General features: G+C 67.9%; 13 protein-coding genes. 5 read left to right on the top strand and 8 right to left on the bottom strand.

Features of this window, described 5'->3' with window-relative positions:
• Positions 1-57: 57 nt before the first annotated feature.
• From A7Q26_RS11780 to dapA, 7 genes are all read right to left on the bottom strand, one after another.
• The gene (locus A7Q26_RS11780) at positions 58-849 is read right to left on the bottom strand and encodes a transglutaminase-like domain-containing protein (protein ID WP_066859598.1); all 792 of its coding nucleotides are present in this window, start codon (positions 847-849) and stop codon (positions 58-60) included.
• A gap of 303 nt (positions 850-1,152) precedes the next feature.
• The gene (gene recA / locus A7Q26_RS11775; RefSeq protein WP_066859597.1) at positions 1,153-2,226 is read right to left on the bottom strand and encodes a recombinase RecA; all 1,074 of its coding nucleotides are present in this window, start codon (positions 2,224-2,226) and stop codon (positions 1,153-1,155) included.
• A gap of 493 nt (positions 2,227-2,719) precedes the next feature.
• Positions 2,720-3,076: a response regulator gene (locus tag A7Q26_RS11770; RefSeq protein ID WP_066859596.1), complete on the bottom strand. Its 357-nt coding sequence runs from the start codon at positions 3,074-3,076 to the stop codon at positions 2,720-2,722.
• 132 nt (positions 3,077-3,208) lie between these two features.
• Positions 3,209-5,635, bottom strand: a complete 2,427-nt coding sequence (locus tag A7Q26_RS11765) for a hybrid sensor histidine kinase/response regulator (RefSeq protein WP_066859595.1) — start codon at positions 5,633-5,635, stop codon at positions 3,209-3,211.
• Positions 5,636-5,680: 45 nt separating this feature from the next.
• Positions 5,681-6,274, bottom strand: a complete 594-nt coding sequence (locus tag A7Q26_RS11760; protein ID WP_066859594.1) for a DUF2062 domain-containing protein — start codon at positions 6,272-6,274, stop codon at positions 5,681-5,683.
• Positions 6,274-6,756: an SsrA-binding protein SmpB gene (gene smpB, locus A7Q26_RS11755; protein ID WP_066859592.1), complete on the bottom strand. Its 483-nt coding sequence runs from the start codon at positions 6,754-6,756 to the stop codon at positions 6,274-6,276. Before smpB ends, A7Q26_RS11760 begins: the two co-directional genes overlap by 1 nt.
• Positions 6,757-6,798: 42 nt before the next feature.
• Positions 6,799-7,677 carry a 4-hydroxy-tetrahydrodipicolinate synthase gene (dapA, locus tag A7Q26_RS11750; RefSeq protein ID WP_066859591.1) on the bottom strand — a complete coding sequence of 293 codons (879 nt, stop codon included), beginning with the start codon at positions 7,675-7,677 and terminating at the stop codon, positions 6,799-6,801.
• A gap of 99 nt (positions 7,678-7,776) precedes the next feature.
• On the opposite strand from dapA, the gene A7Q26_RS11745 reads away from it, so the two are divergent.
• Together A7Q26_RS11745 and greB are read left to right on the top strand one after the other, a co-directional pair.
• Entirely contained in the window at positions 7,777-9,864 is a 2,088-nt protein-coding gene (locus A7Q26_RS11745) for a lytic transglycosylase domain-containing protein (RefSeq protein WP_066859589.1), read from the top strand.
• 80 nt (positions 9,865-9,944) lie between these two features.
• Positions 9,945-10,430, top strand: coding sequence for a transcription elongation factor GreB (gene greB / locus A7Q26_RS11740; RefSeq protein ID WP_066859587.1), 486 nt, complete (start codon positions 9,945-9,947; stop codon positions 10,428-10,430).
• A 166-nt stretch (positions 10,431-10,596) separates the two neighbouring features.
• On the opposite strand, the gene A7Q26_RS11735 is transcribed toward greB, so the two are convergent.
• Entirely contained in the window at positions 10,597-11,466 is an 870-nt protein-coding gene (locus A7Q26_RS11735; RefSeq protein ID WP_066859585.1) for a LysR family transcriptional regulator, read from the bottom strand.
• 104 nt (positions 11,467-11,570) lie between these two features.
• Between A7Q26_RS11735 and bla the strand changes: the two genes are divergently transcribed.
• The 3 genes from bla to A7Q26_RS25895 form a co-directional block, all read left to right on the top strand.
• Positions 11,571-12,458: a subclass B3 metallo-beta-lactamase gene (gene bla, locus A7Q26_RS11730; RefSeq protein ID WP_232313778.1), complete on the top strand. Its 888-nt coding sequence runs from the start codon at positions 11,571-11,573 to the stop codon at positions 12,456-12,458.
• Between the two features lie 75 nt (positions 12,459-12,533).
• The gene (locus A7Q26_RS24600) at positions 12,534-13,370 is read left to right on the top strand and encodes an ImuA family protein (protein WP_084439095.1); all 837 of its coding nucleotides are present in this window, start codon (positions 12,534-12,536) and stop codon (positions 13,368-13,370) included.
• A partial coding sequence (locus A7Q26_RS25895; RefSeq protein ID WP_443018162.1) for a Y-family DNA polymerase occupies positions 13,252-13,944 on the top strand: 693 nt, incomplete at its 3' end. The genes A7Q26_RS24600 and A7Q26_RS25895, both read left to right, overlap by 119 nt.

The raw sequence follows: 13,944 nt of genomic DNA, 5'->3' as shown, positions 1-13,944 counted from the left end.
GTTCCTCCTGCGACGATATGAGGCATAGCCGTGTCCGGCTGTCCGTCGGCTGAACGGTCAGCCGGGATCGGCCACGCGGCTGACGCGGATCGACTGGGCATTCATCTGCGCGCCGCCGAAGATGGTCATGAAGGCGATGTCGGTGGCGTCGCGCCCGACGGCGATGCGGACCATGGTTTCGACCGGCGCGAGGCGGGTGGCATCGACCATGTGCCAGGCGCCGTCGAGCCATACCTCCACCACGGCGTGGAAATCGGGCGGGTCGAGATCAAGCGCATAGACCGACACGAGCCGCGCGGGAATGTCGCGCGATCGGATCAGCGCGGCGGTGAGGTGGGCGAAGTCGCGGCAGACCCCCTGCTGCGCCACGAACGTGTCGGCGGCGGTGGTGGCGATACCCGAACTGCCCGGCACATAGGCGATATTCTCATGCACCCAGTTGAGCAGCGCGTCGACCAGCGCGCCCCCCTCCAGATTGGCGAAATGGCCGCTGACGAAGCTGCCGAAGCGGTCGGCCTCGCAATAGCGGCTCGGCCAGATGAAGGGCAGCACATCCTCCGGCAGGCTGGGCAGCGGGCTTTTGGAGAGGCTGGCCAGGTCGACGGGCGCGCGATCGACATCCACGGTGGCGCGATAGGTGCTGAGCATCCGGCCGGTGCCCGTGCGGGTCCAGGTCCGGCGGCCGACGCCGCTGCCGCCGACCTTGTTGGTGAGGGGGCCGGCATTGTCGATGATGTGGGTCTGCTCGATCACCCGCTGGTCGGGCAGGGCGGCGGCCTCCACCGCGAGCAGCACGTCGCTGGGTTCGGCAAAGTCATAGTCGAGAATCGCTTCGATCGCGAGGCGCATGATATGGGGTCCGGACTGGAGCGCGGGGCGATTCGTCCCGTCGCATGAGCATCGTGGGCGCGCAGGCCCGGCGCAAGCGCTTCGGGCTTGGCGAGCGAGAAAGTGCGGGGCTTCGGCGGGCTTGGCCAGAGCAAGGCGATGGGGCGAGAGGCACGGCGTGGCGCGTGCGGCGGGTTATACGGCGGACGGTAAAAGGCCCGCCGCGCAGCGTGGCGCGACGGGCCTTTTCAGTGCGTGATGCGCAAGGCGGGCGAACCCGGCGAACCGCGCCCCGGTTGATCCGGCCAGGGCGCCTGTCCGCGCTTATTCGCCATCATCCTCCGCATCGGGTCCGGTCATCATCCCTTCGGCGACCTGCTCGGTCTTGCCGCGGATCGCCTTTTCCAGACGCTCCGCCATTTCGGGATGTTCCTTGAGATAGGTCTTGGCATTTTCGCGACCCTGGCCGATGCGGACCGAGTCATAGGAGAACCAGGCGCCCGACTTCTCGACGATCCCGGCTTTCACGCCGAGGTCGAGAATCTCGCCGATCTTGGAAATCCCCTCGCCATACATGATGTCGAATTCGACCTGCTTGAAGGGCGGGGCGACCTTGTTCTTGACCACCTTCACCCGGGTCGCGTTGCCGACGATGTCGTCGCGATCCTTGATCTGGCCGGTGCGGCGGATGTCGAGGCGGACCGAGGCGTAGAATTTGAGCGCGTTGCCGCCGGTCGTGGTTTCCGGATTGCCGTACATCACGCCGATCTTCATGCGTACCTGGTTGATGAAGATCACCATGCATTTGGACCGCGAGATCGAACCGGTCAGCTTGCGCAGCGCCTGGGACATGAGGCGCGCCTGGAGGCCGACATGGCTGTCGCCCATCTCGCCCTCGATTTCGGCGCGGGGGACCAGCGCGGCGACCGAGTCCACCACCAGCACGTCGATGGCGTTGGAACGGACCAGCGTGTCGACGATTTCCAGCGCCTGTTCGCCGGTGTCGGGCTGCGACACGATCAGTTCGTCGATGTCGACGCCCAGCTTCCTGGCATAGACGGGGTCGAGCGCATGTTCGGCGTCGACGAAGGCCGCAGTGCCGCCATTCTTCTGCGCCTCCGCAATGGCGTGCAGGGCGAGCGTGGTCTTGCCCGAACTTTCCGGGCCATAGACTTCGATGATGCGGCCCTTGGGCAGGCCGCCGATGCCGAGCGCGATGTCGAGGCCGAGCGAGCCGGTCGAGATCGCCTCAATCTCCAGCTTTTCCCGGCTGCCCAGCTTCATGGCCGAGCCCTTGCCGAAGGCGCGATCGATCTGGGCGAGCGCCGCCTCCAATGCTTTCTGTCTGTCCATTGTCCCCGTCTTCTTGGAATCGATGAGTTGGAGCATTGCGGTCATCGGCCTATCCCCTGTCAAGCGGATCGCGTCGAGTCTTCGGCGCCTTGGCGATGATGTATCCTGTTTGTTCCGGTAGAACAAGAGGGGAACGGAAATTTCCTATCCGTTCCGGTTTCCGGTTCGTGGCGGCACCCTAGCAGGCTGCGCGGGAGGGGCTACCTCTTCTTTGCGAAGGGGCGCGGGCGTTGGGGCGGTCGGCTCTCTGGAATGACGGACAGGGTGGCTAGCGGACGTCTGCCTTTCCTGCGTTTCCACCACCAATAGACCGCAGCCGTTAGAGCAGCAAAGATCGCCATGCGCAGCGGCAGTTCATCGGTAACGAAGCGGGAAAAACCGCGCGTATAAATGAGATAGCCGAAAAGCCCGACATGAACCGCTATGACATATCGATAGTACGATAGGAACGATCCGTTCGTCATTCGTGATGCTTAGCATCAACGCGCTGGCGTCTGCTAGTGGTCGCCACCCGACCGTCCGGTCGCGGGCCTGAGCCTTACGCCCCCAGCACCTTGCCCAGCGCGCGTTCGACGGCGCCGATGGTGAAGGGCTTGGCGAGGGTCGGGCGGTCGGCGTAGCCGGTGGGCAGGTCGTCGGCCATGCCGCCGGTGGCGAAGATGAAGGGGATGTCGGCCTGCGCCAATATGTCCGCGACGGGCCAGCTCTTTTCGCCCTGGAGGTTGCAGTCGAGCAGGGCGGCGTCGAAGCCGCCCTCGCGCGCATGGGCGCAGGCTTCGTCGACGGTGGCGGCGAGCGCGTGCAGCCGGTAGCCCAATGTGTCGAGATAATCCTCCAGCATCATGCCGATCATCGCCTCATCTTCGACGATGAGGATGGATTTTGCGTCCGACATGCCCTGTTTCCCTGTCTGTCCAGACGACTCGCTAACCCATTGCCAGGCGCTTGCCCAGCCCCTTCACCTTGATCCGGAGCAAGAAGCCCGTCCCGGACCGGCGCAATCGGCGGCCCGCGAGCGCCTGCGGCCTCATTCCGCCGGGGCGGGGCGCATGGCGAGGGCGTCGCGGGCGGCTTCGGCGAGCTGGCTGACGGAGAAGGGCTTGGGCAGGAAGGCGACATGGGCGATGTCGATCGACTTGCGCAGTTGTTCCTCGGCATAGCCCGACATGAACAGCACCGGCAGCAGCGGATGGGTCCGCCGCGCCTGCGTCACCATGGCGGGACCGTCCATGTTCGGCATGACCACGTCGGAAATGAGCAGGTCGATGCCGTCATGGGTGGCCAGCACCTCCAGCCCCTGTTCGCCGTCATTGGCGGTCAGCACCTTGTAGCCCTGCCTCGCCAGCGCGCGTTCGGCGACGGCGCGGACCATGTCCTCGTCCTCCACCAGCAGGATGGTACCGGTGCCCCAGGTTTCGGCCCGGCGGGCGGGCGTCTGGGCGGGGACGACATGGTCGGCGTCGGCGCCGGCATAGACCGGCAGGTAGATGACGAAGCTGGCGCCGCGCCCCAGTTCGGATTCGGCGAAGATATAGCCGCCCGACTGCTTGACGATGCCATAGACGGTCGAGAGGCCGAGGCCCGTGCCCTTGCCCAGTTCCTTGGTCGTGAAAAAGGGTTCGAAGATCTTGGACAAGATGTCGGGCGGGATGCCGAGGCCCGTGTCGGAGACGCGCAGCGCGGTATAGTCGCCCACCGGCAAGATCTGCTGCCGCATCTCGCGCACTTTGGAAGCGGGCACGGCATAGGTCTGGATATTGAGCGTGCCGCCTTCGGGCATGGCGTCGCGGGCGTTGACCGCGAGGTTGACGATCACCTGTTCGAGCTGGCCGGGATCGGCGCGCACGGCGCCCAGATTGCGGCCATGGCTGACCTCCAGCCGCACATTTTCGCCCAGCAGCCGTTTCAGCAGGTTGGACACGTCGGACACGATGTCGGGCAGTTGCAGGATCTGCGGACGCAGCGTCTGCTGTCGCGAGAAGGCGAGCAGCTGGCGGGTCAGGCCGGCGGCGCGGTTGCTGTTCGACTTGACCTGCTGGATATCGTCATAGTCGCTGTCGCCCGGCGTATGGCGCATCAGCATCAGGTCGCAATGGCCGATGATGGCGGTCAGGATATTGTTGAAGTCATGGGCGACGCCGCCGGCGAGCTGGCCGATCGCCTGCATCTTTGTCGCCTGCGCGACCTGGCGCTTGAGCTTGCTCTCCTCGCTATTGTCCTTGAGGCTGAGCAGCACCGCCGCTTCGCCCAGGCCGCGCACGCCGGCCAGGCTGAGCGCGATCGGCTCGTCGGGCTGTTCGCGCATCCGCACCGCGATGTCGCCCGACATTTGCGGGCCGACGGCGAAGCGGCGCACCGCGTCGGCTACCGCCGCCTGGTCCTCGCGCACGACGAGGTCACCGGGATAGCTGGGCTTGGTGCCCGACTTGAGACCGGAAGCGCGGGCGAACGCCTTGTTGACGAACAGGATGCGACCGTCCCGGTCCGCCATCGCGAGGCCGAAAGGCAGCAGCGAGAGCAGGGTTTCGATATAGGAGAGGGCGGAGGTGCCCCCGCCGCCCGCCGGCTCGTCGATCAGCAGCAGCAGCATCGGGCCGTCCTGCGCCGAAGTCTGCGCGCCGCCGGGCTGGCTGGCGCGGCGCAGCGGCACCTGGAGCAGGCGCAGCGGCAGCCCGCCATTTTCCTCGCGCGCCAGGAACAGCCGGCCCTTGTCGTCCACCCGCATGTGCGCGGCGAAATCCCGGCCGGTGATATTGGCGTCGATCCGGCCCGCCGCACGGAGCATGAAGGCGCCGTTGGCGGCGCGGATGCGGCCTTCGCCGCCGATCATCACGGCCATGATGCCCGCTTCGCCCAGTTGCCGCCCGGCCTCCCCGGTCAGGAAGCGGTGGACATCGTCCAGCGCGCTCGGCTGGCGGACGGGGGTGAAGCGCCAGAGCAGATAATCCTCCGACCGGCCGGTGCGGGCGATGTCGACGTCGAGCCGCATCGCGCCCAGCGTCATGCCCTCCAGCTTCGCATCGCCATCGCGCCAGGCGGCGCGGGCGGTGTCGGACAGGCTTTCGGTCAGGACGGCGTCGCCCGTGACGCCCGGCGGGGTCGGATAGCCGGGGAACCATTCGCCGAACAGATCGCTGGCGCAGACCAGCCGGCCGGCGCGGTCGGTGACAGCGATCGCGATGTTGGAGGCGTCGGCCGCCGCGCGGGCCACGGTCCAGTCCGGTGTCGCCTCCCGATCAGACAGCGGCGCCGGGTTGAGGCGGTGGTACCAGCTCATCAGCGCGGCGATGGTGAGGATGCTCGCGGCGAAGCCCGCGGCCAGCGGCGCGCTACCCGCCGCGTAGAAGACGAGGCCGGCCGACAGCAGCGCCGCGCCGATCAGCAGCGGCAGCGCGAAGGGCGAGGCCGGTTTCGCCAGCCACGCTTCGTCATCCTTTTTCAGCCGTGCGGCCATGGCCGGCCAACCCCCTGCATCGCTTCGGAACCAAAACCCCCGGCGTCAGACGCTGGCGGCCTCCTCCAATGCGCTGCTTTTGTGGACCTTGCCAATCCTCAATTTGCGCGCCTGCCATTTGCGGCCCATGCGGCGGCGCCAGAACCAGTCGGCGGCGACATGGCCGATGATCGCGCTGACGAGCGAAATCAGGAAGAGACCCAGCAGCATGGCGGGGGCGGCCTCGGAAAAGAGCCAGGCGCACCAGTCGCTGAGGGAGGCGTGCTTGTCGACCAACGCCATGAAGCCGGAGGCGTCGGCGCTGCGCCCCAATATCCAGTTGCCGAGCCATACCGACGCCATGAGGATCAGGGGCGTGGTCGCCGGGTTGGAAAGGAAGGTCATCGCCGCCGCGACCGGGATATTGGCGCGAAAGGGCAGGGCGAAGAGCGCCGCGCCCGCGATCTGCACGCCGGGGATCAGCAGGAAGATGCCGACGAACAGGCCCAGCGCCACGCCGCGCGGAACCGAGCGGCGGGTGAAGCGCCAGAGCGAGGGTTCGAGCACGCGATGGGCGACGGGGGCGAGAACCCGGCTCTGTTCCAGCGACTCGCGGGTGGGCGCGTTGGCGTGCCACCAGCGGGTGAGCCTGTTATCCATCAGCCATGCGCCTTCATGATGCGCTGCTGATCGCGCTTCCAGTCGCGTTCCTTGATCGTCTCGCGCTTGTCATGGGTCTTCTTGCCCTTGGCCAGAGCCAGCTCGACCTTCACCTTGCCGCGGCTGTTGAAATAGAGCGCCAGCGGCACCAGCGTCATGCCCTTGCGTTCGACCGCGCCGTGCATCCGGGCGATTTCCCGCTCGTGCAGCAGCAGCTTGCGGGGGCGCTTGGATTCATGGTTGAAGCGGTTGCCATGACTGAATTCGGGGATGTTGCTGTTGACCAGCCACACCTGATCGCCCTTCACCTCGGCATAGCTTTCGGCGATATTGCCTTCGCCGAAGCGCAGCGACTTTACTTCGGTGCCCTGCAACGCGATGCCGGCCTCGAACACATCCTCCAGGAAATATTCGAACTTGGCGCGCCGGTTCTCGGCGACGATCTTCTTCTTGTCGAAGGTTTCTGGGCGGGGGCGGGCCATGATGGTCTAATTGCTCACTTCATATATAGGGCGCCGCCCCGATCAAACCAGACCCGCGATCTCCAGCGCGCGATCGACCGCCGCACGGCTCGATTCCGACGGCCAGGTGATCGGCAGGCGGACATCGCCGGGCATGTCGGGACGGACGCGCGTGAGTGCATATTTGACCGGGCCGGGTGAAGAATCGCTGAACAGGGCGTCATGCAGGGGGTAGAGACGATCCTGGAGCGCCAAGGCACCATCCCAGTCGCCGCCGGCGATCGCCGCCTGGAACTCCGCGCACAGGCGCGGGGCCACATTGGCGGTGACGCTGATGCATCCTTTGCCACCCATCGCATTGAAGCCCAGCGCCGTTTCGTCATTGCCCGACAACTGGCAGAAGTCGGGGCGGCAGGCCAAGCGCTGCGCGGTGACCCGCCCGAGATTTCCGGTGGCGTCCTTGATGCCGACGACGGTCTGATACTCCTCCGACAGGCGGTGGATCACCGGCACGCCGATGTCGGTGATGGTGCGGCTGGGCACATTGTAGAGGAGGATGGGCAGGTCGCAGCGCTCCGCCAGATAGGCGAAGTGGCGATAGACGCCCTCCTGATTCGGCTTGTTGTAATAGGGGGCGACCACCAGCGCGGCGTTGGCGCCGGCGGCCTGGGCGGCGTACATATGCTCCAGCGCGATTCGCGTGTCGTTGGAGCCGCAGCCCGCGATCACCGGCACGCGGCCGGCCGCCTGGTCGACGCAGATGGCGATGACGCGATTATGCTCCTCCACCGTCATCGTCGCGCTTTCGCCGGTGGTGCCGCAGGGCACGAGCGCGCTCGATCCTTCCGCGATCTGCCAGTCGACGAAGGCGCGGAAGGCCGCTTCATCCACGGCGCCATCGCGAAACGGGGTGATCAGAGCCGGAATCGAGCCCGAAAACATGATAAAACTCCTTCAAATCTCCGGGCGGCCGGGGCATGATCGGTGAAGCGGCGCGCTATAGCGCGTCATTCAGGGCCTGATAAGGATGCAAATGCGATTATGTCCAGCATGTGCGCCTCTCCCCATGTCGAAAGTTACCTGATCCGGATGCCGATTATTGCCTTGTTGCTGATGACCGCCGGTGCGGGTGCGCAGACAGAAGGGCCGATCCCGGCGACCGCCCCCGCGTCTCCGGGCGGCGCGATGGTGCAGCCTGTGCCGCCCGAATATGGCCAGCCCGCGCAGTGGAACCAGGTACAGGCGCGAATCGGGCAGCCGAGCGACGGCAGCATCGCGAGCACGATCAGCCAGTGGCGCGCGTTGCAGCAGAGCGACGGGCTGGGCGCGGCGACCTATGCCAGCTTCATCCTGGCCAATCCCGGCTGGCCGGGCGAGGACCGGATGCGGCGGCTGGCCGAGACCGGGATCAGCGCCGAAGTCGTCGGCCCGGCACAGGTGGCGGCCTTTTTCGCGCGCTTCCCGGCGCGCAGCGCGACCGGCCATGCCCGCAACGCGATGGCGCTGATGCAACTGGGGCGGATGGACGAGGCGCGGGTCGCCGCGCGCACCGCCTGGATCGGCGGGCCGCTGAACGTCGCGGACGAGGCGCGGCTGCTTTCGCTGTTCGGCTCCGGCCTGACGAGTGCCGACCATGACCAGCGCGCCGATGCGCTGCTGTGGGCCAATGACATCAACGGCGCGATGCGGATGATCGCCTATGTCAGCCCGGCGCGGCGGACGGTGTTCCAGGCGCGGATCGCGCTGCGGCGCAAGGCGCCCGACGCGATCGCGCTGATGCAGGCGGCCGAACCGGCCGGTGCCAGCGATGCGGGCTTCGTCGCCGACAAGGCGATCTGGATGCGCGATACCGGCAACTGGGTGGGCGCGCGCCAATATCTGGCGAACCGCCCGGCGCTGACCTATCGCCCGGCCAATGCCGAGAAATATTATGAGGTGCTGCTGAACCAGGCGCGGGCCGCGGCGAACGACAGCCAGTGGAGCTTCGCCTATGGCATCGCCAGCCGGATCGACGATGCGGTTCCGCCCGGCGTCTCGCTGAGCGAGCAGCCGATCGGCGTGCGCGACGATTATACCAGCCTCGCCTGGCTGGCGGGCACGACCGCCTTCTACAATCTCAATCGCCCGACCGACGCGGTGACGATGTTCCGCCGCTATGCCGATGCGGCCAAGTCGCCCCAGACCCGGTCCAAGGGCTATTATTGGGCCGGCCGCGCCGCGCTCCAGGCCGGGGACGCGGCCAGCGCCAACAGCTATTTCACCCAGGCCGGCGTCTATCCCGACCAGTTTTACGGCCAGCTGGCGCTGGAGCGGCTGGGCCGGCCGATTCCCGCCCCCGCCACGGTCGAGCGGCCGGTGCCGATCTCCGCGGCGGAGCGCGCCGCCTTCGACAGCAGGTCGGTCGTGCGCGCGGTCAAGGCGCTGGGTCAGATGGGCTATTGGGGCGAGCAGAGCAAGTTCGTGCGCGCCATCGCCAACAATGCCGACAGCGACACCGACCATTATCTGGCCGCCGAACTGGCCCAGCATATCGGTCGCACCGACATGAGCGTGATGGTGGGCCGGCGCGCGGTGTCGAGCGGCCTGACCGGCTATGGCACCAGCGCCTTCCCGCGCGTGCCGGTGCCGCCGACGGCGCAATATAACTGGACCATGGTCCATGCGATCGCGCGGCAGGAAAGCCAGTTCGACAAGCAGATCGTCAGCCATGCCGGCGCGCGCGGCTTGATGCAACTGATGCCCGGCACCGCGCGCGAGCAGGCGGGCAAGCTGGGCCTGGGCTACAACCCGTCCTCGCTCGACGATCCCAGCTACAACATCATGCTGGGGTCGGGCTATTTCCAGCGGATGCTGGACTATTATGGCGGCAGCTATCCGCTGGCGGTGGCGGCCTACAATGCCGGGCCGGGCAATGTGAACAAGTGGATCGCCGCCAATGGCGACCCGCGCATCGCCGGGGCAGACATGCTGCGCTGGATCGAGCAGATCCCGATCTTCGAGACGCGCAACTATGTGCAGCGCGTGCTGGAAAATGCGGTGGTCTATGAGGCGATGAACCCGGAGCGGGCGAAGTTCCGGGGGACGAGCGCGGTGCTGAGCCGCTATCTCGGCAAGCCTACGCCCGGTTGAGCCATGGCGCCGCCGCGCCCCACGTCATCCCGGCGCACGTCCGGGATGACGGAAGGGATGCCGGGCGTTAAAGCAGCGGGATGACCACCCCCTATCCCAATTACATCACCCCCGAAGGCTTTGCGAAGCTGCGCGCCGACTATGACCATCTGCTGGGGGTCGAGCGGCCGGCGATCGTGGAGGTGGTGAGCTGGGCGGCGGGCAATGGCGACCGCAGCGAGAATGGCGACTATCTCTATGGCCGCAAGCGGATGCGGGAGATAGACGGGCAGTTGAAGCGCCTGTCGAAGAAGATGAAGGACGCCAAGGTCGTCGACCCCCGGCAGCAGCCCGACAAGGACCGGGTCTATTTCGGCGCGACCGTGACCATCGCCGACGAGGACGACAATCATCGCACCGTGACGATCGTGGGCAATGACGAGACCGATGTCGATGCGGGGCGGATCGGCTGGGGATCGCCGATGGCGGGCGCCCTGCGCGGGGCGGCGGTGGGCGATCTGCGCCGCGTCAGGCTGCCGGCGGGCGAGAAGGAGTATGAGGTGATGGCGATCACCTATCCGGGGTGAGCAGCGGGACGGTCCTGCTGGCGCGCACGATTCTGGACAGCGAGTTGGACAGTTGTGGCGATCGCGCGCTTTTCATGCCTCGACGGCATCAATTGGGCGTATTCGTGATTTTTTATCACGGATGGCGTGGCGGGGTCGTCGGAAGCGGGAGCCTTTCCGCGAACCATCAGCGCCCCGCGGCGGCGAGAAGCCAGTGGCGAAAGTCGGCCATGGCCGGGCTGTCGGGGCGGGACATGAGCCGGGTGAGCCAATAGCCGCCCAGATCGACCGAGGCGGCGAAGGGCTGGACCAGCCGCCCGCTGTGCAGGTCGCCCGCGAACAGGGCGGGCGGGGCAAGCGCAACGCCGAGACCGCGCAACGCCGCCTGCACCATCAGGATCGAACTGTCGAACACCGGCCCGCGCAGCGGCGGGCAGGGCGCGCCGGCGGCGGCGAACCAGCGCGGCCATTCGTCGGCGCGGTAGGAGCGCAGCAGGGTTTCGCGGGCAAGGGCGGCGGGATCGGGCAGGCGCGCCGCGACTTCGGGCGTGCAGAGCGGGGTGAGCGGCGCGCGCAGGATCGGGTCGGCATGGGTGCCGTGCCAGGCGCCGTCGCCGAAGCGGATGGCGAGGTCCAGCCCTTCGCCCGCCAGATCGACGCGGTTGTTGTTGGTCATGATCCGCAGGTCGACATGCGGGCAGGCGCGGGCGAAATCCTCCAGCCGGTCGAGCAGCCAGCCGCCGGCGAAGGTGCCGACGACGCCGAGATTCAATATCTCGCTCGGGCGGCCACCCTCGATCCGGCCCAGGGTCGCGCCGATCCGGTCGAGCGCGTCGGCCATGACCGGGAGCAGGGCGCGGCCCTCGTCCGTCAGCATGAGGCCACGCGGCAGGCGGCGGAAGAGCGGGGCGCCGAGCCGCGCCTCCAGCTGCGCCACCTGCTGGCTGACCGCACCCTGGCTGACGCAGAGTTCGATCGCGGCTTTGGTGAAGTTGAGGTGCCGTGCCGCCGCTTCGAAGGCGCGCAGGGCGTTGAGGGGCAATTGGGCGCGCTCCATAGAGCTACAGACATAAGCCAGGCTAATGGCTCTGTCGAGAAATCATGCTTTGTTGTTGAGGCCACTGCACGGCAGCTTTGCCTTCATACCAAGGAGGAGGCGAAATGATGCGGAATATGGCGGTGCTGACTATTAGTCTGGCTGGGATGATGGCGATGGGCGCGGGCAAGCCGGACGATCCGCTGACGCGTCCGATCGCGCCCGATTCGGCGAAGCGCTGGCTGGCGCCGCAGCCGCCGGTGCGGCTCCATGGGAAGACCTATCTGGTCGGCTTTGGTGGGCTGAACGTGGCGCTGATCCGCACCGGCGCGGGGCTGATCCTGATCGACGGCGCGGTGCCGCAGGCGGTGGGAGATATCGAGGCGAAGATCCGCCAGCTCGGCTTTTCGATCAGGCAGGTGAAGCTGATCCTCAGCACCGAACCGCATTTCGACCATGCCGGCGGCATTGCCGCGCTGGCGCGGGACAGCGGTGCGACCGTGATCGCCAGCGCGCCCGCCGCCACCGTGCTGCGGCAGGGTGGGGGCGATCCCGAAGACCCGCAGGCAGCCTGGCTGGAGCGGTTTCCGGGCGTCAAGACATTGCGGACGGTGCGCGAAGGCGAGGTGATCCGGCTGGGCGACGTCGCCGTCACCGCCCATGCGACGCCGGGCCATACGCTGGGCAGCATGAGCTGGAGCTGGAACAGCTGCGAGGGGAAGGATTGCCGGACGATCGTCTTCGCCGCCAGCCTCAATCCGATCGCGGCCGACGGCTGGCGCTTTGCCGATCCGGCGCATCGGCGCTTCGTCGATGCCTTCCGCACCAGCTTCGGGCGGGTGAAGGCGATGCCCTGCGACATGCTGATCGCCTCGCATCCGCGCGATGGCGATGCCGATCGGCTGGCGAAGCTGGCGAAGGCACGCACGCCCCATGCCTTCGCCGATCCGGCCGCCTGCCGCGACTATGCGGCCCGCGCGGAAGCGGCACTGGAGAAGAAATTGCAGGAGTGACAGGCGCGGGCGTGCAGGCCCGCATTGACTTGTGCCGTTCCTGTGGATGATAAGAACATAACAGGAACAAATGTCATGAGCGAGTCGCTGCACAGCCTCGCCGCCTTGAAGCGGCATATCGCATCGCTGGACCGCGCGCCAGCGTCGCAGCCCTGCGCCCGCTTCGCCAGCGGGCATGACGGGCTGGACGCGGCGCTGGGCGGTGGGCTGGCGCGCGGGCGGCTGCATGAACTGTTCGGGGAGAACGCGGACGCGGCGGCGGCGGCCGGCTTGTCCCTGCTCTGGTGCGGGCAGGCGAGTGGCGACGCCCCCCTGTTGTGGCTGCGCACCGTGGCGGCGGGGAAGGCGGGGGGGCATCCCTATGGACCGGGCCTCGCCGCGCTGGGGATCGACCCCGACCGGCTGCTGCTCGGTGTCATGGCGGACGAGGCGATGCTGCTGCGCGCGGCGGTGGATGCGCTGCGCTGTCCGTCGCTGGGTGCGTTGCTGATCGAATTGCGGGGGCGGGCGCCCCTGCTCGACCTGACCGCCAGTCGGCGGCTGGCGTTGGCGGCGGAGGGATCGGGCGTCACGGCGCTGGTGCTGCGCATCGATGCCGAGCCGGCGCCGAGCGCGGCGGAAACCCGTTGGCGGGTGGCCGCTGCGCCCTCTGCGCCCCTGCCCGGCAATGCGCCGGGCCAGACCAGCTTCGCCCTCACCCTGCTGCGCCGCCGGGCGGGGACGGACGGGCAGGCATGGCGGCTGATATGGGACAGGGAGCGGGGGATATTCGGAGACGCGGGCGATGAACGCCATGATGCAGAACAGCGAAGCGGCGACGCCGGCGCGGCGTTATCTGGCGCTCAGCTTCCCCTTCCTGCCGATCGACCGGCTGCGGATCATGCGGCCCGATCTGTGGGCGGTCGGGGCTGACGGGGCGGACGGAGATGGGCCAGCCATCGTCGTGGAGGCGGTGCGCGGGGCGATGCGGCTGGCGGCGGTCGATGCCGACGGGCTGACGATCGGCCTGACGCCGGGGATGATGCTGGCGGATGCGCGGGCGCGTGAGCCGGACCTGCGCGTTTTCGATGCCGATCCCCATGCCGATCAGGACTGGCTGGAACGGCTGTGCGACGGCTGCGCCCGCTACACCCCCAATGCCGCGCCCGACGGCGCCGACGGGCTGATGCTGGACATCAGCGGCTGCGGCCATTTGTGGGGCGGGGAGGAGGCGCTCGCCGCCGAGGCGGCGGCGCGGCTGGCGCGGCATGGGCTGCGCGTGCGCCACGCCATCGCGGGAAGCCCGGAGGCCGCCCATGCGCTTGCCCGCTTTCCCGGCCCGCCCGCGCCCGACGAGGATGCCGCCGTGCGCCGCCTGCCGGTGGAGGCGCTGGGGCTGGAGGCGGACAGTGCGGTGGCGCTGCGCCGGGCGGGTCTGCGCACGGTGGGCGACCTTGCGGCCCGGCCTGCCGCGGGGCTCGCCGCGCGGTTCGGCAAAGCGGCGGTC

The organism is Sphingobium sp. TCM1 (genome assembly GCF_001650725.1).
GTDB lineage: Bacteria > Pseudomonadota > Alphaproteobacteria > Sphingomonadales > Sphingomonadaceae > Sphingobium.
The sequence above is the reverse complement of the archived record's forward strand: the minus strand, read 5'-3'. Positions and strand labels throughout refer to the sequence as shown.

Excerpts from the sequence above, each read along its gene's own strand:
- A7Q26_RS11780 (WP_066859598.1), bottom strand. The coding sequence starts at position 849 with ATGCGCCTCGCGATCGAAGCGATTCTCGACTATGACTTTGCCGAACCC.
- recA (WP_066859597.1), bottom strand. The coding sequence starts at position 2,226 with ATGACCGCAATGCTCCAACTCATCGATTCCAAGAAGACGGGGACAATG.
- A7Q26_RS11770 (WP_066859596.1), bottom strand. The coding sequence starts at position 3,076 with ATGTCGGACGCAAAATCCATCCTCATCGTCGAAGATGAGGCGATGATC.
- A7Q26_RS11765 (WP_066859595.1), bottom strand. The coding sequence starts at position 5,635 with ATGGCCGCACGGCTGAAAAAGGATGACGAAGCGTGGCTGGCGAAACCG.
- A7Q26_RS11760 (WP_066859594.1), bottom strand. The coding sequence starts at position 6,274 with ATGGATAACAGGCTCACCCGCTGGTGGCACGCCAACGCGCCCACCCGC.
- smpB (WP_066859592.1), bottom strand. The coding sequence starts at position 6,756 with ATGGCCCGCCCCCGCCCAGAAACCTTCGACAAGAAGAAGATCGTCGCC.
- dapA (WP_066859591.1), bottom strand. The coding sequence starts at position 7,677 with ATGTTTTCGGGCTCGATTCCGGCTCTGATCACCCCGTTTCGCGATGGC.
- A7Q26_RS11745 (WP_066859589.1), top strand. The coding sequence starts at position 7,777 with ATGTCCAGCATGTGCGCCTCTCCCCATGTCGAAAGTTACCTGATCCGG.
- greB (WP_066859587.1), top strand. The coding sequence starts at position 9,945 with ATGACCACCCCCTATCCCAATTACATCACCCCCGAAGGCTTTGCGAAG.
- A7Q26_RS11735 (WP_066859585.1), bottom strand. The coding sequence starts at position 11,466 with ATGGAGCGCGCCCAATTGCCCCTCAACGCCCTGCGCGCCTTCGAAGCG.
- bla (WP_232313778.1), top strand. The coding sequence starts at position 11,571 with ATGATGCGGAATATGGCGGTGCTGACTATTAGTCTGGCTGGGATGATG.
- A7Q26_RS24600 (WP_084439095.1), top strand. The coding sequence starts at position 12,534 with ATGAGCGAGTCGCTGCACAGCCTCGCCGCCTTGAAGCGGCATATCGCA.